The following is an 18,279-nucleotide window of genomic DNA, read 5'->3' as shown; positions in this document are numbered from 1 at the left end:
CCGACGCCTCACCGAAGACCTCAACCGCGAGTGATCAACGGCTTACCCAACACTTTCTGAGGCGCCGTGGTGAGCGCCCGCGGAGGCGCCGTCTCGACAGGTGTCACGATGGTGACGGTGCTGTCGACGGCTGTCATGATGTGCCGATGCACGTGTCTTCGAGGTTTCAGGGCCGAAGCGCCGGGCTGGGGCTCGCCCTGCTCTCGGCCTTCGCGTTCGGCGGTTCCGGGGTGGCGGCCAAGCCGCTGATCGAGGCGGGGCTCGACCCGCTGCACGTGGTCTGGCTGCGTGTCGCGGGCGCCGCCGTCATCATGCTGCCGGTCGCCTGGCGCCACCGGAATCTCGTACGGGAACGTCCCGCCCTGCTCGCCGGGTTCGGTCTCTTCGCCGTCGCCGGGGTCCAGGCGTTCTACTTCGCCTCGATCTCCCGCATCCCCGTCGGAGTGGCGCTCCTGGTCGAATATCTCGCGCCGGCGCTGGTCCTCGGCTGGGTCCGCTTCGTGCAGCGCAGGCCCGTCACCCGGGCCGCCGCCGTCGGGGTGGTGCTGGCCGTCGGCGGACTCGCGTGCGTCGTCGAGGTCTGGGCCGGGCTCGGCTTCGATCTCCTCGGACTGCTGCTCGCCCTCGGCGCCGCCTGTTGCCAGGTGGGGTACTTCGTCCTCTCCGACCACGGCGGGCAGGACGGCCCCTCCGGGGACGGCGCCGAACCCCCGCACCCCGTCGGCGTCATCGCGTACGGACTGATCGTCGGCGCGGCCGTCCTCACGGTCGTCGCCCGCCCCTGGGGCATGGACTGGGCGCTGCTCGGCGGCAGCGCCGGCCTGGACGGCGACGAGGTTCCCGCCTGGCTGCTGCTCGGCTGGATCGTGCTGCTCGCCACCGTGCTCGCGTACGTCACCGGGGTCGTCTCGGTCCGGATGCTCTCGCCGCAGGTGGCCGGGGTCGTCGCCTGCCTCGAAGCGGTCATCGCGACCGGGCTGGCCTGGGTGCTCCTCGGCGAGCGCCTCTCCGCGCCGCAGCTCATCGGCGGATGCGTCGTGCTGGCCGGTGCCTTCATCGCCCAGTCCGCCGCCCCGAAGCCACCCTCGGGTCCGGTGGCCGCCGGGGCCGGCACCGGGGCGGTGGCCGGGTCGGCCGAGGGCGAGTTGTCCCACGGCCGGGCCTCGCAATAGCATGCCGACCATGCATCTGACTGTGCTGCCGCCGCCTGTCGCCTAGCGCACGCGGCCACTCCTGACGAAGACCGGGCTCGGGCAGTCCCCGAGCGGTTCGTCGCTGCCCGCGTGCGGAGCCGAGCGACCCGTCACCACGCCTTCGTCTTCCGTCGGAGAAGTCATATGTCCTTTCCTGTCGTGTCCGCGCTGCCCGTCGGGCGGAGCCTGCTGTATCTCGTCGTCGCCGGAGTCGCCTGGGGCACCGCCGGCGCGGCCGCGTCCCTGATCTTCCGGGTCAGCGATCTCGGCCCCCTCGCCCTGTCCTTCTGGCGCTGCGCGGGCGGTCTCGTCCTGCTCGCCGGGGCGCTCGCGCTGCGCCCCCGCCGTGCGCCCCGGGAGCCCGAACCCCGGCGTCGCCGGATGCTCCGCATCCTCGGCACCGGCATCGGGCTCACCGTGTTCCAGAGCGCGTACTTCGCGGCGGTCGAGGTCACCGGCCTCGCCGTCGGCACCGTCGTGACGCTCGGCGCCGGGCCCGTCCTGATCGCCCTCGGGGCGCGCCTGCTGCTGGGCGAACGCCTCGGCCGGGGCGGTCTGGCCGCCGTGACCGGGGCGCTGACCGGGCTCGTCGTGCTGGTCCTGGGCGGCGAGGGCGGCGATGTGGTCCCGGCCGGGGTGCTGCTCGCGCTGTTGTCCGCCTCCGGATACGCCGCGATCACCCTGCTCACCCGGTGGCTCGGGCGGGACGGCGGCGGCGGTGACGCGCTGACCACCAGCGCCTGGGCGTTCGGCATCGGAGCGGTGGGGCTGCTGCCCATGGCCCTGGCCGAGGGGCTGGTGCCGCACACCGCCGAGGGCGGGCAGGTGCTGGGGCTGATCGTCTACGTGGCGGCGGTCCCCACCGCCCTCGCCTACGCGCTGTACTTCGCCGGGGCGGCCGCCGTCCGGGCGGCCACCGTCTCCGTGATCATGCTCCTGGAGCCGGTGAGCGCGGCCGTCATCGCGGTGACCGTCCTGCGGGAGCGGCTGACGGCGGCCACGGTCCTCGGCACGCTGCTCCTGCTGACCGCGGTGGCCGGACTCGCCCTCGCCGAGGCACGCGGCGCGGCGGTCGCCCGCCGGAAGGAGCCCGTGGCGGTGTGACGGCCGCTGCCGGCCCTTGACGAGGGGTGCCGGCGGCCCTTGATGACGTCGGCGGAGGCCTCGCCCCCCTGTGGCGGCCGGCCTCCGCCTCCGTCAGAGCGCCGACAGGTAGTCCGGTACGCCGATGGCCGGGTCCAGATCGTCCGCCGGGACCGGCGGAGCGTAGCCCCGGGTGAGCGGGACGATGCCGGTCCAGTGCGGGAGGGTGCCGTCCTCGGGCTCGTCGTTGGGGCCGCCGGTGCGGACCTTCGCGGAGACCTCGCCGAGGTCCAGCCGGATCACCGCGGTCGCGGCCAGCTCCTTGGCGTTGGCGGGCCGCGAGTCCTGGGAACGGCCGGGCACCACCTGGTCCACGATCGCGTCCAGGGCGAGCCGCAGCTCCTCGGGGTCCGTCACCGTCACGGCCGTGCCGTGCACCACCACCGAGCGGTAGTTCATCGAGTGGTGGAAGGCGGACCGGGCCAGCACCAGGGCGTCGACATGGGTGACCGTCAGGCAGACCGGCAGCCCCGGATCCGTGCCCTTCGCCGCCCGCAGCGGTCGCGAGCCCGTCGAGCCGTGGACGTACAGCCGCTCACCTATCCGGCCGAAAAGGGTCGGCAGGACGACCGGGGCGCCTTCACGCACGAAGCCCAGATGGCAGAGGTAGGCCTCGTCGAGGATCGAGTGGACCAGCTCCCGGTCGTAGGAGGCGCGGTCCTTGGCCCGGGTGGGGACCGTGCGGTCGGTGGGCAGGTAGGGGGCGGCGACGCCCTGTCCCGCGCTGTCGGGCGCTGCGGTGTGCTGCATGTGCTGGACTCCATTGTATTAGTGCATAATGTTGTTTGTGCTAGAAGAGTATCGGATCAGTGGGCGGCGCGCATCGGAGATCGCCGCCAGCATCGAGCGCGGGGTCGGCTCAGGAGACCTGCCGCCTGGCCATGTGCTGCCCCCCATGCGGGAGTTGGCCGCGCGCCTGGAGGTCAACCCCAACACCGTCGCGGCCGCCTACCGGACGCTGCGCGAGCGCGGGGTGATCGAGACGGCGGGCCGCCGGGGGAGCCGGGTGCGCGCCGCCCCGGCCAGCACCTCGCGCGGCTCCCTGCGGATCGAGGCGCCGCCGGGCGTCCGGGACCTCGGCGAGGGCAATCCCGATCCGGAGCTGCTGCCCGGCCTCGGACCGGCGCTCGCCGCGGCCGCGGCCGCCGACGCGGAGTGCCACGGGCTGTACGGGCAGCCCCCGGTGGTCCCGGAGTTCGCCGCGTACGCCCGCACCGCGCTGGACGCCGACGGGGTCCCCGCCGGGCCGGTCGCCGTGGCCTCCGGCGCCCTGGACGCGATCGAGCGGGTGCTCGCGGCGCACCTCAGGCCGGGCGACACGGTGGCCGTGGAGGACCCCGGCTGGGGCAGTGTGCTCGACCTCGTGCCGGCGCTCGGGCTCCGGGCCGTACCGGTCGGCGTGGACGACTCCGGTCCGCTGGCCGCCGATGTGGAGCGGGCGCTGCGGGCCGGGGCGCGGGCCCTCGTCGTCACGTGCCGGGCGCAGAACCCGACCGGTGCGTCGCTGGACGCCCGGCGCGCCCGGGAGCTGCGCGCGGTCCTCGCCCGCCACCCGGACGTGCTGCTGATCGAGGACGACCACGGGCACGCCATCGTCGACCTGCCGCTGCATCCGCTGGCCGGGGCGACGGTCCACTGGGCGTTCATCCGCTCGGCGGCCAAGGCGTACGGGCCGGATCTGCGGGTCGCCACGCTCACCGGGGACGCCGTCACGGTCGACCGGGTGGAGGGGCGGCAGCGGCTCGGGCCCGGCTGGGTGAGCAGGCTGCTCCAGCGTGCCGTGCTCCATCTCTGGACCTCGGGCGCCATCGACACCCGTACGGTCGCCCGGTCCTACGGTGATCGCCGGAACTCGCTCATCGGGGCGCTGGCGGAGCGCGGTGTCAGCGCCCGGGGCCGCAGCGGGATGAACGTGTGGGTGCCCGTGAGCGACGAGACCGGAGCTGTCGCCCGGCTGCTCCACGCGGGCTGGGCGGCGGCCCCGGGGGCCCGCTTCCGGCTGGACACGCCCCCGGCGGTCCGGCTCACCGTCTCCCCGCTGACCGCGGCGGACATCGGTCCCCTGGCGGACGCGGTGGCCGCCGCCGCGGGGCCGGTGAGGCCGGTCAGTTACGGCTGAGCCGGGCGGGGGTCGCGTCCGGTCGGCTCGGCCGAAGGGGGACCCGGGAGCGGAGGAGGGGCGGGGGCCGTGGCGGCGCCCCGGCGCGGGCGGCTCTGGGTGAGGGCCGCCCCGGCGAGCACGATCAACGCCCCGACCGGGGTGTTCCAGCTCAGCTCTTCGCCGAGCAGTGCGACGCCTGCCGCCGTCGCGATCACCGGGATGAAGTACGTGACCATCTGCGCCGTCGTCGGACCGACCTCCTGGACCAGGCCGTACTGGAGCAGCACCGCCAGGCCGGTGCCCAGCGCCCCGAGGGCGAAGACGCAGAGCGTGGGCAGCAGCGGAAAGGAGGTGGGGGCTGAGGTGAACAGCGGCGTCACCACGGCCAGTTGCGCCGTGGCGAGGCAGAGTTGGCTGCCGGTCAGCGCCAGGGTCGACGAACCGGTCCCGGCCAGGGTGCGGCGGACGTAGATCCAGCCGACCGGATAGCAGAACGAGGCGAGCAGCGCCATGCCCGTGCCCGGCAGGTCCAGGCCGGTGAAGCCCTGCCAGGCGCCCAGCACCGTGAGGACGCCGAGGAAGCCGACGCCCAGACCGGCCACCCGGCGGCGGGTCGGGCGGTCCTCGGAGAGGGCGACCACCGAGAGCGCCATGCCCCACAGCGGCGAGGTCGCGTTGCAGATCCCGGCCAGGGTCGAGGGGATCGTCAGCTCCGCGTAGGAGAAGAGCGAGAACGGCAGTGCGTTGAGGAGCAGCGCCGCGACCGTGAGGTGCCCCCAGGTACGGGCCGAACGCGGCAGCCGCTCCCGGCGTACCGCCATGGCGGCGACCAGCACCGCCGTACCGGCCAGCAGACGGCCGAAGGTGACCTGGAACGGTGCGTACCCCTCGGTCCCGACCTTGATCAGCAGAAAGCTGAACCCCCAGACGAGTGAGAGCCCCGCGAACCGGATCCGCCAGTCCAGAGCCGGTCGCCTGGTGGCCGGGGCCGCTGCCGTCGCCGACGCCGACGCCGCGGGCACAACGGGAGGGGGTGGGGCTGAGGCCGGGGCCGTGGCCCGCGGCTCGCAGGGAGCGCTCATGGGGACCAGCCTGCCGAACGCGATGTCGTAGAACAAGCGAATGTTTCTGTGGTTGATCGCGTAGCATCGCTTACATGTTGAACCTGGAGCGGCTGCGCACCCTGGACGCCCTTGCCCGGCACGGCTCGGTGAGCGGGGCGGCCGACGGGCTGCACGTCACGACATCGGCGGTCTCGCAGCAGATGGCCAAGCTGGAGCGCGAGGTGGGACAGCGGCTGCTCGCCAAGAACGGCCGCGGTGTCCGGCTCACCGATGCCGGGCGGCTGCTCGCGGACCATGCCGCGCGGATCCTGTCGCAGGTGGAGCTGGCCCAGTCCGACATCGAGGCCCAGCGGGGCGAGGTCGTCGGCGAGGTGCGGATCTGCGCCTTCCCGACCGCGGCCCGGGGGCTGTTTCCCGCGATGCTCACCTCCCTGCGCGCGGACCACCCCGATCTCACGGTCCGAACCCGGGAGTTGGAGCCCGAGCAGGGGCTGCGCGCGGTGTTCCGCGGAGACGTCGACATCGCTGTCGTGCTCGACTGGAGCAACAAGCGGCTGCCCGTTCCCGGTGGCCTGAGCAAGGCCGAACTCCTCGACGACGCACCGGATATCGCCATGCCCGCCGGGCACCCGCTGGCGGACCGGGACGAGGTGGACCTGGAGGACTTCGCGGACGATCCGTGGGTGTCCTGGCCCGAGGGCGAATTCTGCTACGACTGGCTGATGTTCACCCTGCGCTCCCGGGGCATCGAGCCGCGCATCGCCCACCTGGCCGGTGAGCACCATACGCAACTGGCCCTGATCGCAGCCGGGTTCGGCGTCTGTGTGGCCCCACGGCTGGGTCGCGGACCGGTTCCCGAGGGGGTGCGCCTGGTGCCCGTGCGCCAGACCATGCGGCGGCACGTCCACGCGGTCTGGCGCACGGACGTGGACCGCCGCCCGTCGGTCCGGGCGGCGGTGGCGGCGCTGCGCGCGACGGGCGCGGGCGTGGCGGCCGCCGGCGGGTGAGCCCTTGCGGGGACCAGGAACAGGGGCCCGGGCGTCGGTCCCGCGCCGCGGCCGGGTTCAGGTGAGACCGGCGAGCTTGCGGAAGTCCCAGGAGGTGATCTTCTCCGGGGTGAGCCGCAGCCAGGCGTGCCGCCCGTCGTGCGGCATCTCCGTCATCCCGAAGTACTTCACGGGGAACAGCCGCTCCGGCTCCACGAGTTCGGGGCAGGGCTCACCCGTCCGGGGCGCCTCGCCGACGAACTCCGCCCGGCCGGTGAGTTCCACACCGCGCAGCTCCTCGTACCCTTCGCCGTCGTCCACGACCACGGCGATCCTGGGGTCCCCGCGCAACTGGGACCAGCGCAGGCTGCGCGTGATGGAGTACAGCCAGAGCGAGCCGCCGTCCCAGACGAACCACAGCGCCCCTATGTGCGGAGCGCCGTCCGGGCCGAGCGTGGCCACCCGGCAGGTGCGCTGTTCGCCGAGATAGGCGTCCCGCTCCTCGGGCGTCATCATGATCCGGCGGCCTCGTCGCTGGGTGTCGGTCATGGCCGCCCTCTCCTTGATGTCCACGCTGCTGACCAGGTGTCAGGAATCATGGACGCTCTTCCTTCGTGGCGCAATGGCCGCTACTCTCGCGCGCCCCGGAGATCAGGAGAGGAGTGCCCGTGCCGTCGAGGGAATCGCACGAGCGGCTCACCGCGCTGCTCGACCCCGCGACCACCGTCCTGCTGACCGTCGAGTGCCAGCAGGGCGTCGTGGGCCCGGACAGTGCCCTGCCCGAACTCGCCGCCGCCGCACGCTCGTCGGGCGCGCTGGCCAACATCGCCCGCCTCGTCGCCGCCGCCCACGGGAGCGGCGTCCAGGTGATGCACGCGGTCGCCGAGAGCCGGCCCGACGGACGCGGCGGCAACCGCAACGCCCGGCTCTTCCGCGCCGCCGCCCGGCTGCCCGTCCAGCAGCACACCGGCAGCACCGCCGTCCGGGTCGCACCTCCCATCGAGGTGGCCGACGAGGATCTCGTCGTCCGCAGGCTGCACGGACTCTCGCCGCTGGCCGGCACCGACGTGGACCCGCTGCTGCGCAACCTCGGCTGCCGCACGCTCGTCGTCACCGGCGTCTCGGCGAACATCGCCATCCCCAACGCCGTCTTCGACGCGGTCAACCTCGGCTACACGGCCGTCGTCCCGGCCGACGCCATCGCGGGGGTGCCCGCCGAATACACCCCCGCCATGGTCCGTAACACCCTGGCCCTGGTCGCCACCGTCACCACCACCGACGCGGTCCTCGGCGGCTGGAAGCGACCCCGCAGACAGGGGCCGGTTACGCCAGCCTGATCGAACCGCCCTCGACGGTGATCTCACGGGCCGGCAGGGGCTGGGTGGCGGGCCCACCGGTCGGGCTGCCCGTGGCGGCGTCGAACGTGGAGTTGTGGCAGGGGCAGGTGATCGTCCCGGCCGAGACGTCCTTGACCGCGCAGCCCTGGTGGGTGCACGTGGACGAGAACGCTTTGAACTCGCCCGGTTTCGGCTGGGTCACCACGATCTTCTGCGCGGCGAGGACCACTCCGCCGCCCTCCGGAATGTCGGCGGTGGCGGCGAGCACCGCACCGCCCTGCTTCTCGCCCCCGCTCCCGGGCTGCTCGACCGTGCCGGCACCTCCCTTGTCGTCCGATCCGCCACCGCACGCGGTGAGGGCGGCAGCCGCTCCGGCCGCTCCCACCGCGGCGACGACCGTACGGCGTCCGAGGAGGCTCCGGTGCCCCTGCGTTGCGCTCATCGCGGCATTCCCTTCGTCGGTGTCCCCGTCTCGGGCACGTCGGTCAGAGGTACGTGCCCTGCGACCGCGATGTTCACGCCGACGACCGCGCCGTACGCGGGTGGCCCTCCGGCCCGTCAGGCCTTACGGAGACGGGCGACGATCCCGTCCAGGTCCCGCCGGAACAGATCGGGCCGGACGAAGTGGCCGCCGGGCACCTCGTGCCACTCGTGCGGAATTCCCGCCGCGCCCAGCGTTCCCCGGAACTCCCGCTGTCCGGCCAGGACCTGGGTCTCGTTGACCGTGTCGAACCAGTTGACCGGGTCCGGGCTGGTGCCCGCCACCAGGAACACCCGCTTGTTCCGGTAACTCCCGACGCGCTGCACCGGATTGTCCGCGCTGACCCGGGCCTCGTCCCACAGGGGCGCGCCGTAGACCGTACCGCCGCCCAACTCCACGGCGGCCGACGAGAGATTGGCCCAGTGGGTGACGAGACCGGCGTCGCGGCGCAGGCTGGCCGGGCCGGAGTGGGAGCTGACCGAGGCGAAGTGCCCGTAGTACTTGGCCGCGTACTTCAGGGCGCCGAACCCGCCCATCGAGAAGCCGGAGACCGCCCGGCCGTCGTACTCCGCGTACGTACGGAAGTTGGCGTCCACCCACGGGAGCAGTTGGCCGATGTGGAAGGTCTCCCAGTTGCGGGGGCCGACGTGGGAGGCGACCGGGTTGGAGTACCAGCCCGCGGCACCGCCGTCCGGCATCACCACGATGAGCGGCTTTCCCGCGGTCCAGGCGCGGATCCCCAACCGGTCGAAGGTGATGAAGTCCTGTCCGGTGCCGCCTCCGTGGAACAGGTAGAGCACCGGATACCTGCGCCCGCCGGCGTGGTAGCCGTCCGGCAGCAGGACGTTGACGCCGGGGTTCCAGCCGATCGCGTCGGTCGCGAAGCGGAAGTAGCGCATACGGGGGTCGCGTTCGTCGCGGTCCACGATGCGCAGACCGAAGCCGTCGCCCACCGCATGGGCGGCCGACGCCGACGCCAGGACACCTCCCGCGCCGAACGCGGTGGTCGCCGAGATTCCGGCGGCGGCCTTCAGGACGCCTCTGCGGGTGGGCCGTTGGGTGCTCAACGTGACCTCCTGGTCGGTGGAGTGAGGGTGAGGGGCGGTGCGCGGGATGTCAGGCGGAGTAGCCCTTCGGCGGGATGAGGGTGGCCAGCTGGTCGAAGGAGATCCAGTAGATCTGGTTGCCGCCGAAGGACGCGGGGTCCGCGATGAGGACCGTGCGGTCGACCGCGTCGTAGCCGAAGACGGTGAAGTAGTGGTAGATCGTCTGGTCCGGCGGGTAGCCGGGCGGCTGGTTGCCCGGCGGGGCCACGATGTTGGCGACCAGCGGATGGTTGCGGTCGATGTCGAAGACGATGTCGTGCCACAGGAGATCCCGCTGTGCCTGGGTGGGCGGGTCGTTCGGCATCTCCTTCGTCTCGTACCAGCCGCCGCCCAGACGGGCGTTGAGCACCGCGGTGATCTGGCCGATGTGATCGGTGCCCGCCTCCGTCGTGCCGAGCTGCGCCGCCAGCTCGCCCTGGCTCGGCGCGGCGGTGCGGGCGGAGAGCGCGATGCGGGTCGCGGCGGGACCGCACCAGTAACCGGTCTGCTGGACCTGGTAGTCGATCTCCAGCCAGCGCGCGTTGCTCGTGCGCCCGGCGTCGACGCGCAGCCTGGTTCCCGGCTTGTCGTACCCGGAGGCGAGGGCCGTGCCGGCCGTCGAGCCGTGTGCCCGTACGTCCACGACCGGGGCGGCGGGGGCGGGGGAAGCCTGAGCGGTGCCGGGGAGAAGAAGTGCTCCGATCGCGAGTGCTGCGATCGTGCCGGGGACGAGTCTCGCGCGCATGAGGGCTCCTGTGGGGGCGGGGCCGTAAGGGGACGTCACGGGGCCGGGCGGGGTGGGGCTGTCCGGCCGGGCGGTGACAGGGGACAGCGTGGTGGCCCGGCGGCGACGGGCACAAGCGCTGTAAGTCCAGGCTTACGGGAGGGAGTTCGCCGCCCTACCCACGCGCCGCCCGACGGTCCTCGGCAGCCAGCAGCGCACGCCCCTCGGCGGTCGCCACGTGAAAGGCACGGCCGGCTGTGCGGACCGTGGTGGTCAGGCCCGCCGCACGCAAGACGTTCATGTGCTGGCTGACGGCCGGGTGGGTCACCTGGAGCATCCGGGCCGCCTCCACGGTCGAGCACCCCGTGCGGGTGGCCCGCAGCAGGTCGGCGCGGGTCTGCCCGAGGAGACGGCCGAGAGAGCTCGGGCCCGCTGCCCGTTCCGGGGCCCCCGCGCCCTCCGCCCAGTCGGCCGAGTGGTGGATGGGGTGCACCAGGACGGGCGGCAGGCCACCGTCCGCCAGGGTGGTCGGGGTGGGCCAGCAGAAGAACGACGGCTGGAGCACCAGGCCCCGCCCGTTCAGCCGCAGATGCTGTTCGACCGGGTAGGTGACCTCCAGCACGGGCGGCCGCCACCGGACGTCCGGTCCGAGACCTGCCAGCAGCGCCTCGGTGCCGCCGTCCATCAGATGCCGGGTCCGCAGCGCCCGGTCGGCCTCCAGGGCCGCGCGGACGTGCCGCCAGTGCGGTACGAGCACCTCCGCCTGGTAGGCGTGGAGCGCCTTGCCCAACCGTGCGAGCGCGTCCGGGTCGCCCTCGGCCAGGGCGGCGGCCCAGCCGGGCAGCCGTCTCGTCCCGGCCAGCCGGGTCAGCTCCGCCCGCAGCCTGGGCCGGGGCGTAGCGAGCAGGGTGTCGACGGCGGCCCGGAGCGTGGTGCGGTCGCCGGACGTGGGGGTGAGGAAGTCGGGGGAGTACCCGCGGGGCGGCAGGAGCGGGGAGAGCAGCCGGCGGCTCTCCGGGAGCCGGGGCCGCACCCAGCGCCGCCAGGCGCCGAACACCCTTTCACCGTCCGTCCGTTGCAGGGTCTGCACGCTGTTGGTGATCTCCCACAGGAAGTCCGGGCCCGATGCCACCCTGACCCGCGTCAGGTCCTCGGGGGTGAAGTGGATCCGCAGCATGGACGCTCCAGGGGAAGGCGAGTCAGGCCGCCGCACCCGGGACCCCAGCCGGCCACCGCACCCGCGGCCCGGCCGGCTGCCCACCGTGCGAACACCGGCGGGGAGCGGGGAGCAGCCCTCTTCCCGCACCGACGGCGAACAGGCCACTACCCGCCACCGCCACGGGATATGCCGGGCGTGGGGATCTCCCGCGCCTGCGCCAGGAACGCGTCGAACGTGCGCGGCTCGCCCCCGGTCAGCTCCCGTACCGCCGTCGTCACCTCGGACATCGCGCCGGCCGCCGGCTCCGCGTAGAGCATCAGGAGGTCGTCCACGAACCAGCCGGGCGCGGGGCAGCCCCTGCGCCCGCAGTCCCTCGGCCGCCCCCCAGCGGAGCGACCGATCACGGACGGGCAGGGAGAGCCGGGCGGCGATGTCGTACGCGTCGATGTACGCCACCCGGCCCGCGCCGTACGGCCCTGCCAAGGCGCCGCCGTGGGCGAAGCCGCCATCGCCGGAGAAGAAGTTCCCCATCGTCCGAGAAGGCGTCCGGAGCCTCGCCCTCCGTACCGGAGGGTTCATCCGTTTATCGCGGTGGCGGCGGCGGCTTCAGGACGCGGCCGGACCGGGTGCCCTCTGCCTCAGAGCGTTCTCCAGGCGTTCGACTGCGGTGGTCAGGATGCCCGTGGACGCCGCGAACGAGAGCCGTACGTGCTGTTCCGCGGTCGGCCCGAACGCGCTTCCGGGAGTGACGACCACTCCGGTGCGGTCGATCAGCCAGGCGGCGCACTCCTGGGCCGAGCCGAATCCGAGGCCGGAGACGTCGGGCAGCACGTAGAACGCCCCTTCGGGATCCGCGCAGGAGATGCCGGGGATCCTGTTGAGCCCGGCGACCAGGAGTCGGCGCCGGTCGTCGTACCGGGCCACCATCTCCTCGACGCAGCCGCGGGTTTCGTCGGCGAGTGCGGCGAGCGCGCCGTGCTGGACGAACGAGGCGGCGCAGCCGACGGTGTGCTCCTGGACCTTCACGACCTCCCGCATCACGGCGGCCGGGCCCGTCACATAGCCCAGCCGCCAGCCCGTCATGGCGTAACTCTTGGAGAAGCCGTTGACGGTCAGGGTCCGGCCCTCGCAGCCCGGCCGGGCGGCCAGGCTGAGATGAGGCCGGTCGCCGTAGCGGATGTACTCGTAGATCTCGTCCGCGAGCACGACCAGGTCGTACCGGTCGGCGACGCGTGCGACGGCGTCGGCCTCGGTGGCCGTCAGCATGCGGCCCGTCGGGTTGTTGGGCGAGTTCAGCAGGATCGCTCGGGTGCGCGGGGTGACGGCGGACGCCAACTGCTCCGCGCTGATGGTGAAGTTGTCCCGGGGATCGAGAGGGACATCGACCGGGCGCCCGCCGAGCAGGGTGATCATCGGTGCATAGCTGACCCAGGCCGGCGACGGCAGCAGCACCTCGTCGCCGGGCCCGATGACGCCCGCGAGGGCGATGTAGGCGGCGTGCTTGGCCGAAGGGGTGACGATGATGTCGGTGCCCGGGTCGGCGACGATCCCGTTGTCCCGCAGCAGTTTGGCGGCGATCGCCTCGCGCAGCCGGGGGATGCCGCGACTCGGCGTGTAGTGCGTGAGGCCGGACCGCAGAGCCTCGACCGCCGCGTCCACCACGTGTGCGGGCGTCGGGAAGTCGGGTTCGCCGCCGCTGAGGTTGAGCACGTCGACGCCCCGGGCCTTCTGCCGCTGGACCTCGTCGAGCAGGGCGACGGTGGGTGAGCGCCCGATGGAAGCGGCGACCGGCGGGGGCCCGGCCCTCACGCGGCGACCCGCCCGGCCGTGGGCAGCGCCCGCTCGACGCTGCTCACCTCGGCGGTACGGGCGAGCATGAGCAGCGCCGCGTCCTGAAGCTCCTGGTCGCCCGTGGCCGTCGCGTCCTCCAGCACCTCGACGGCGAAATCGCGGTCGTGCGCCTCCCGGGCGGTCATCAGCACGACCAGATCGGTGGCGACCCCGGTGAGCAGAAGCGTCCCGATCTTCCGGGACCTGAGCAGCGATTCGAGGTTCGTGCCGTAGAAGGGGCTCACCCGCTGCTTCACCACGACGTTCTCACCGGGCTCGGGCGTCAGCCTCTCGTGCACCTGGGTCCCCCAGCTGCCGAGGGTGAAGCGGCGCTCGGGGTCGGGCGGCCCGAACAGGTCCGACGCGGGAGGCCAGTCCTCGTAATGGCTGCTGTAGCCGAGGACGACGTAGATGACGGGGATGTTCCGGGAGCGGGCCCGCGCCACGGCCTGAGCCGTACGTTCGATCACGTTGCGGCGCGCCACCTCCTCCCGGCACACGTGCGCGTAGTGCCCGTCGGGGTGGACGAGTTCGTTGACCATGTCGAGGACGAGCAGTGCTGAGCGGGACATCTTCAACCTCGTATCGCCAGGGGTCGGGGGGTGTTCAGGTCGGCGGGCCGCAGCAGGTGCGCCGCGACGTCGTCCGCGTCGCGCATGAACTCGCTCCAGCCCGCGGGGCCGGTCGCGACGACCTGGGTGAAGTAGCGGGAGTGCTCGGTGGGAATGCCGAGCACATGGAGTCCGGGTTCCGGGCGGCCGTCGGAGCGGACCGGATGGAACGGCGACCGGGACACCGCGAGGCCGCCGGTGGGGAATTCCCCGCCGTTGACGAACTCGCTCCACAGTCCGCGGCGCAGCAGCGCACGGGTCAGCGCGGAGGTGTCGGCACGGACGTCGACCGCCGGGATCCGGGCGTCGATGACGGTCTCGACCTCCTCACGGGCGCCCCCGACCTGCGGCGAGGTGACGGTGAACCTTCCCGCCCCGGCATCCGCCGCGAACCGGGCCTGCGGACCGATGACGCGGAGCACCCCGGCTTCGATCAGGGCACGCGTCTCGCGCAGCCTGACCAGGGGCGGCCCCGCCGCGAGGAAGGCGCTGCGCGGGGCGTACCAGTCGATCAGGTCGTCCCGGTGCGAACTCGGCTTCAGGCCACCGAAGTCGGTGAGCTCCCGGATGATCCAGCGCAGGCTGCGCAGGACGTCCAGACCGGCCTTGACCGGGGAGTCCACGTTGCCCCGTTCCGCCTCGCGTACGTCGGCGTCCACGGCGGCGAGCAGTTCCTTGTCGAATGCGGCCCGGTCGGCGAACGTCCGCCCGGCGAACGGCAGCGCCAGGGTGTCGAAGTCGAGGCCGGGCAGCCCGGCCAGGCCGAAGTCGACCGCGTGGCGCGCCAGTTCGGCGATGGAACGGCCTCCCCCGGCCCGCACCCGGGCGACGAACTCCTCGGCGGTGGCCGCTCCCGAGCGTTCCCGCAGCACGGCCGTGAAGTGGACGAAGTCGACCTCCGCCATCAGGCGGGGCGTCAGATGCCTTCGCATGTCGAGGCGTTCGGACCCCGACGCGGCGCGGACGAGTTCCTCGGTGAAGAAGACCGGACGGTGCAGGAACCCCCCGGGCTTCTGGTTGCGTCCGCGCGCCGGCTGCGGGAAGCCGCTGCGCGAACCGGCGACGAGGAAGGGCTCGTTGCCGCTGGGCAGGTAGACCAGGCCGTCCCGGGACTCGGTGAACCGGCCGCCGCGCCCGACCGTGAGCGCCGCCACCACGTCGTAGAACGTGAGTCCCATGCCGATCACACCGGCCTTGCTGCCCGGTGCGACAGCGGACAGCGGCATGTCGGCGGCCGAACCGCCGGGGATGAAGCGCAGGGCCGGATCGCTCTCGGCGAACCGCTGGAGCTCCCGCAGATGTCCTGACAGCCGTGGCCGCGCGTGACCGGTGGCCAGAGCCGCCCTGTCGACGCGGATCTCCCTCCCGTCGTCGAGGGTGAGGCAGTAGCCCTCTCCCTCTTTCCGCAGGTCGGTCACGGTGGCGACGAGCCGGTGCAGGGTGACGGAGGGGGGCAGGTGCCGTTCGATCGCGTCGAGGAGGAAGAGCAGGTACCGCCCGTAGAGGCCGCGCGGCGCGTAGTCGTTCGCGTGATCGTGACCCGGTTCGGTCATGTCCCACCACTGGGCGAACGAGGGCCCGGCTCCGGGTCGGGCGGGCCCGGTGTCCGGCGGTCCGGAGAACGCGGTGATCTCCCCGGCCACCGTGTTCATCAGATACCAGTCCGGCTGACCGGTGCGCCAGATCCGGCCGCAGCCGACCTGTACGGCGTCGATGAGGTGGATCTCCACCGGCCCCGGTACCCCGGCCGCCCGGGCGGCGAGCCGCTCCAGGATGCTCAGGGCCCGTGGGCCGCCCCCGACGATCGCGAGCCTGGCCGGCGCGCTCATACGGCGGCCCCTCGGGACATCGTGAGGACGAGGGCGGCCAGGCGGGCCCCGTCGTCGCCGAGCCGGTCGGCGTACCGCTGCACGATCCGCCGCTCCCGGGCGGCGGCCAGCCGGCTGCCGCCGTTGCGCATCCGGCTGTGCTGGATCTGCCGGGAGAGCGCCATCCGCTCCTCCAGGAGCGCGATGACCTTCTCGTCGAGCGCGTCGATCCCGGCCCGCCAGGCCGCGATGGATTCCGTGGCCTCGCCACTCACACCGCCCTCTCCCTCCCGGACACCGCCGGTCAGGGACCCCGCACCCGTGCTCACGCGCCCACCACCGCCAGCACGTCGGCCTCGACGAGCAGGCCCCCCGGCAGGTGCACCCAAACCGTCGTGCGGGCCGGCGCGACCTCGCCGAACACCTCGTCGAACAGCTCGTTCATGGCCGCGAAGTCTTCCTCGCGCGCCAGATAGATCCTGACCATCAGCACATCGGAGACGCCGGCACCGGCGGTGCCGAGCAGCTCCTGGAGGTGGGTGAACACGGCGCGGGCCTGCTCACGGAAGCCCGGCACGGGCCCGTCGAGCCGGCCGGGGACGAACGGGACCTGGCCCGAGACCGCCAGCAGCGGTCCGCGGCGTACGACGGGTGAGTAGCGTGCGGCCGGGGCCGGAGCGCCGGGCGCGGAGAACGTCTCGCTGAGCATCAATGACCTTTTCCGGAGAGATACGGGAAGGGGTTCGGGGCATCGGCGCCGGGCCGGCCGCTGTCAGACCGGTCCGGACCGGCGCTGCCCGGCGGCGGCCGATTCGTACGCCTCGATCTCGGGGAGACGGCCGAGCGTCTCGGCGATCGGGTCTCCCGGCTCCAGCAGCCGGCGGAGCAGCGGCTCGGCGATCCGCACCGGGCTCTCCACCTCTCCGCAGGTCAGCCGCCGGGCCGCCAGATCGACGGTGACGGGCAGCCAGGGATCGGCTTCGACCGCGGCCCACAGCCGCTCGATCACCTCGTGGTCGACCTCGGCCGTCCACAGGCCCCGCATGGTGGCGTTGCCCCGGAAGATGTCGCCGAAGCGGCTGGCGACGATCACCTCGAACCCCGCGCTCTGGAGCGCCCAGACGGCCGATTCGCGGGAGGAGCCGGTGCCGAAGTCGCGGCCGGCGATCAGGACGGTCGCACCCTGGTGGGCGGGCTGGTTGAGGACGAACGCCGGGTCCGCCCGCCAGTCCGCGAACAGGATGTTCGTGAAACCGTTCGGCCGGAAGTACGGGACGAAACGGGCCGGGGCGAGCTGGTCGGTGTCCACGTCGTCACGGCGCAGGGGGACCGCGGTCCCCCTGCGGAGGGCGGGCTCGCTCACAGGTCCTCCGGAGTGGTGAGGCGGCCGGAGACAGCCGTGGCCGCCGCGACACGGGGTGAGACCAGGTGGGTCCTGGACTGTTTGCCCTGACGCCCCTCGAAGTTGCGGTTGCTGGTGGACGCGGCCCGCTCGCCCGGGGCGAGGCGGTCCTCGTTGAGGGCGCAGCACATCGAGCAGCCCGCGCCTTCGCGGAAGTCGGCGCCGGCCTCGGCGAACACCTGGTCCAGCCCCTCGGCCTGCGCCTGCCGCCGGACGGCGGCCGAGCCCGGGACGATCAGCAGGTGCACACCGTCGGCCACCCGGCGCCCGGCGAGGACGGCCGCGGCATCCCGCAGATCCTCGATCCGCCCGTTGGTGCAGGAGCCGAGGAAGACGGTGCTCACCGAGAGGTCCCGCACGGCCTGGCCGGGGCGCAGCCCCATGTAGTCCAGGGACCGCCGGGCCGAGGCCCACTCTTCCTCGGTGGCGAAGTCCGACCTGGTGGGGATCGACCCGTCGATCAGCAGGTTCTGCGCCGGGTTGGTCCCCCAGGAGACCCGGGGGCCGACGGCGGCGGCGTCGATGTGCACGACGTCGTCGAACCGGGCGTCGTCGTCGCTGCGCATCGCGCGCCACCGCGGCTCCGCCTCGGCGAACGCGTCGGCCCGGCCCTGGGCCTCCAGCCGGCCGCGGAGGTAGTCGATCGTCGTGTCGTCGGCGGCCACCAGGCCCGCCCGCGAACCGGCTTCGATGCTCATGTTGCAGAGCGTCATCCGGCCTTCCACGGAGAGCCCGCGGACGGCCTCGCCGCGGTATTCGATGATGCTGCCCTGCCCGCCCCCGGTGCCGATCTGCGCGATCAGCGCCAGCGCCAGGTCCTTCGCCGTGGCCCCGTCCGGCAACGCCCCGGAGACCTCGACGGCGAGGTCCCCCGGCCGGTGCACGGGCAGGGTCTGGGTGGCCAGGACATGCTCGACCTGGCCCGTGCCGATGCCGAAGGCGAGCACGCCCAGCGCGCCGAGCGTCGAGGTGTGCGAGTCGCAGCAGACGATCGTCATCCCCGGCTGGGCGAGGCCGAGTTCGGGGACGATGACATGCACGATCCCCTGGTCCGCGTCGCCCAGCCGGTGGAGCGGGATGCCGAACTCGGCGCAGTTGGCGCGGATCAGCTCGCGTTGCCGCCGCCCCGCCAGGTCCTCCAGGGCGCCTTGTCTGGTCGGGGTGTTGTGGTCCTCGACGGCGAGAGTGCGGTCGGGGCGGCGGACTCTTCTGCCGGACGCCCTCAAGTCGTCGAAGGCCCGGGGCGTGTTGACCTCGTGCAGGACGTGCAGGTCGACGTAGAGCAGATCGGCGCCGTCGTCGAGCGGGCGCACCACGTGCTGGGACCAGATCTTCTCGGCGAGCGTCCTGCCCAT

At 73.3% G+C, this 18,279-nt stretch carries 20 protein-coding genes; 5 read left to right on the top strand and 15 right to left on the bottom strand.

What is annotated here, in order from left to right; genetic code table 11:
• The first annotated feature begins 146 nt into the window (after positions 1-146).
• The gene (locus IE145_RS21220) at positions 147-1,172 is read left to right on the top strand and encodes an EamA family transporter (RefSeq protein ID WP_189527040.1); all 1,026 of its coding nucleotides are present in this window, start codon (positions 147-149) and stop codon (positions 1,170-1,172) included.
• Between the two features lie 165 nt (positions 1,173-1,337).
• Complete coding sequence (locus IE145_RS21215; protein ID WP_189527039.1) at positions 1,338-2,297, top strand: DMT family transporter; 960 nt, start codon at positions 1,338-1,340, stop codon at positions 2,295-2,297.
• 93 nt (positions 2,298-2,390) lie between these two features.
• On the opposite strand, the gene IE145_RS21210 is transcribed toward IE145_RS21215, so the two are convergent.
• Positions 2,391-3,086: a pyridoxamine 5'-phosphate oxidase family protein gene (locus IE145_RS21210; RefSeq protein ID WP_189527038.1), complete on the bottom strand. Its 696-nt coding sequence runs from the start codon at positions 3,084-3,086 to the stop codon at positions 2,391-2,393.
• Positions 3,087-3,123: 37 nt separating this feature from the next.
• On the opposite strand from IE145_RS21210, the gene IE145_RS21205 reads away from it, so the two are divergent.
• Entirely contained in the window at positions 3,124-4,455 is a 1,332-nt protein-coding gene (locus IE145_RS21205) for an aminotransferase class I/II-fold pyridoxal phosphate-dependent enzyme (RefSeq protein ID WP_189527037.1), read from the top strand.
• Here IE145_RS21205 and IE145_RS21200 read toward each other — a convergent pair.
• Positions 4,446-5,519, bottom strand: a complete 1,074-nt coding sequence (locus IE145_RS21200; protein WP_229825716.1) for a DMT family transporter — start codon at positions 5,517-5,519, stop codon at positions 4,446-4,448. The genes IE145_RS21205 and IE145_RS21200 overlap by 10 nt on opposite strands.
• Before the next feature lie 74 nt (positions 5,520-5,593).
• Between IE145_RS21200 and IE145_RS21195 the strand changes: the two genes are divergently transcribed.
• Entirely contained in the window at positions 5,594-6,508 is a 915-nt protein-coding gene (locus IE145_RS21195) for a LysR family transcriptional regulator (protein ID WP_189527035.1), read from the top strand.
• Between the two features lie 57 nt (positions 6,509-6,565).
• Here the strand turns inward: IE145_RS21195 and IE145_RS21190 are convergent, their stop codons facing one another.
• Entirely contained in the window at positions 6,566-7,036 is a 471-nt protein-coding gene (locus tag IE145_RS21190) for a pyridoxamine 5'-phosphate oxidase family protein (RefSeq protein WP_189527034.1), read from the bottom strand.
• A gap of 119 nt (positions 7,037-7,155) precedes the next feature.
• On the opposite strand from IE145_RS21190, the gene IE145_RS21185 reads away from it, so the two are divergent.
• Positions 7,156-7,824, top strand: a complete 669-nt coding sequence (locus IE145_RS21185; protein ID WP_189527033.1) for a cysteine hydrolase family protein — start codon at positions 7,156-7,158, stop codon at positions 7,822-7,824.
• Here IE145_RS21185 and IE145_RS21180 read toward each other — a convergent pair.
• From IE145_RS21180 to leuC, 12 genes are all read right to left on the bottom strand, one after another.
• Positions 7,811-8,266: a Rieske (2Fe-2S) protein gene (locus IE145_RS21180; protein ID WP_189527032.1), complete on the bottom strand. Its 456-nt coding sequence runs from the start codon at positions 8,264-8,266 to the stop codon at positions 7,811-7,813. The two genes, IE145_RS21185 and IE145_RS21180, sit on opposite strands and share 14 nt — an antisense overlap.
• A gap of 116 nt (positions 8,267-8,382) precedes the next feature.
• Positions 8,383-9,372 (bottom strand): alpha/beta hydrolase, encoded by a 990-nt coding sequence (locus tag IE145_RS21175; RefSeq protein ID WP_189527031.1) that lies wholly within the window; start codon positions 9,370-9,372, stop codon positions 8,383-8,385.
• Positions 9,373-9,421: 49 nt separating this feature from the next.
• Positions 9,422-10,135 (bottom strand): C39 family peptidase, encoded by a 714-nt coding sequence (locus IE145_RS21170; protein WP_189527030.1) that lies wholly within the window; start codon positions 10,133-10,135, stop codon positions 9,422-9,424.
• 154 nt (positions 10,136-10,289) lie between these two features.
• Positions 10,290-11,291: a helix-turn-helix domain-containing protein gene (locus IE145_RS21165; protein ID WP_189527029.1), complete on the bottom strand. Its 1,002-nt coding sequence runs from the start codon at positions 11,289-11,291 to the stop codon at positions 10,290-10,292.
• A 146-nt stretch (positions 11,292-11,437) separates the two neighbouring features.
• Complete coding sequence (locus IE145_RS21160; RefSeq protein WP_189527028.1) at positions 11,438-11,605, bottom strand: hypothetical protein; 168 nt, start codon at positions 11,603-11,605, stop codon at positions 11,438-11,440.
• A 274-nt stretch (positions 11,606-11,879) separates the two neighbouring features.
• A complete protein-coding gene (locus IE145_RS21155) occupies positions 11,880-13,082 on the bottom strand; it encodes a pyridoxal phosphate-dependent aminotransferase (RefSeq protein WP_189527027.1) in 1,203 nt (400 codons plus the stop codon).
• Complete coding sequence (locus IE145_RS21150; protein WP_189527026.1) at positions 13,079-13,675, bottom strand: cysteine hydrolase family protein; 597 nt, start codon at positions 13,673-13,675, stop codon at positions 13,079-13,081. Before IE145_RS21150 ends, IE145_RS21155 begins: the two co-directional genes overlap by 4 nt.
• A gap of 2 nt (positions 13,676-13,677) precedes the next feature.
• Positions 13,678-15,543, bottom strand: a complete 1,866-nt coding sequence (locus tag IE145_RS21145) for an FAD/NAD(P)-binding protein (protein WP_189527025.1) — start codon at positions 15,541-15,543, stop codon at positions 13,678-13,680.
• Positions 15,540-15,797 (bottom strand): chorismate mutase, encoded by a 258-nt coding sequence (locus IE145_RS21140; protein WP_189527024.1) that lies wholly within the window; start codon positions 15,795-15,797, stop codon positions 15,540-15,542. The genes IE145_RS21145 and IE145_RS21140 overlap by 4 nt, the downstream gene beginning before the upstream one ends.
• A 50-nt stretch (positions 15,798-15,847) precedes the next feature.
• Positions 15,848-16,231 (bottom strand): RidA family protein, encoded by a 384-nt coding sequence (locus IE145_RS21135; RefSeq protein ID WP_189527023.1) that lies wholly within the window; start codon positions 16,229-16,231, stop codon positions 15,848-15,850.
• A gap of 63 nt (positions 16,232-16,294) precedes the next feature.
• Complete coding sequence (locus IE145_RS21130) at positions 16,295-16,885, bottom strand: 3-isopropylmalate dehydratase small subunit (protein WP_189527022.1); 591 nt, start codon at positions 16,883-16,885, stop codon at positions 16,295-16,297.
• Entirely contained in the window at positions 16,882-18,279 is a 1,398-nt protein-coding gene (gene leuC / locus IE145_RS21125; protein ID WP_189527021.1) for a 3-isopropylmalate dehydratase large subunit, read from the bottom strand. Before leuC ends, IE145_RS21130 begins: the two co-directional genes overlap by 4 nt.

The organism is Streptomyces sindenensis, assembly GCF_014649035.1.
GTDB lineage: Bacteria > Actinomycetota > Actinomycetes > Streptomycetales > Streptomycetaceae > Streptomyces > Streptomyces sindenensis.
The sequence above is the reverse complement of the archived record's forward strand: the minus strand, read 5'-3'. Positions and strand labels throughout refer to the sequence as shown.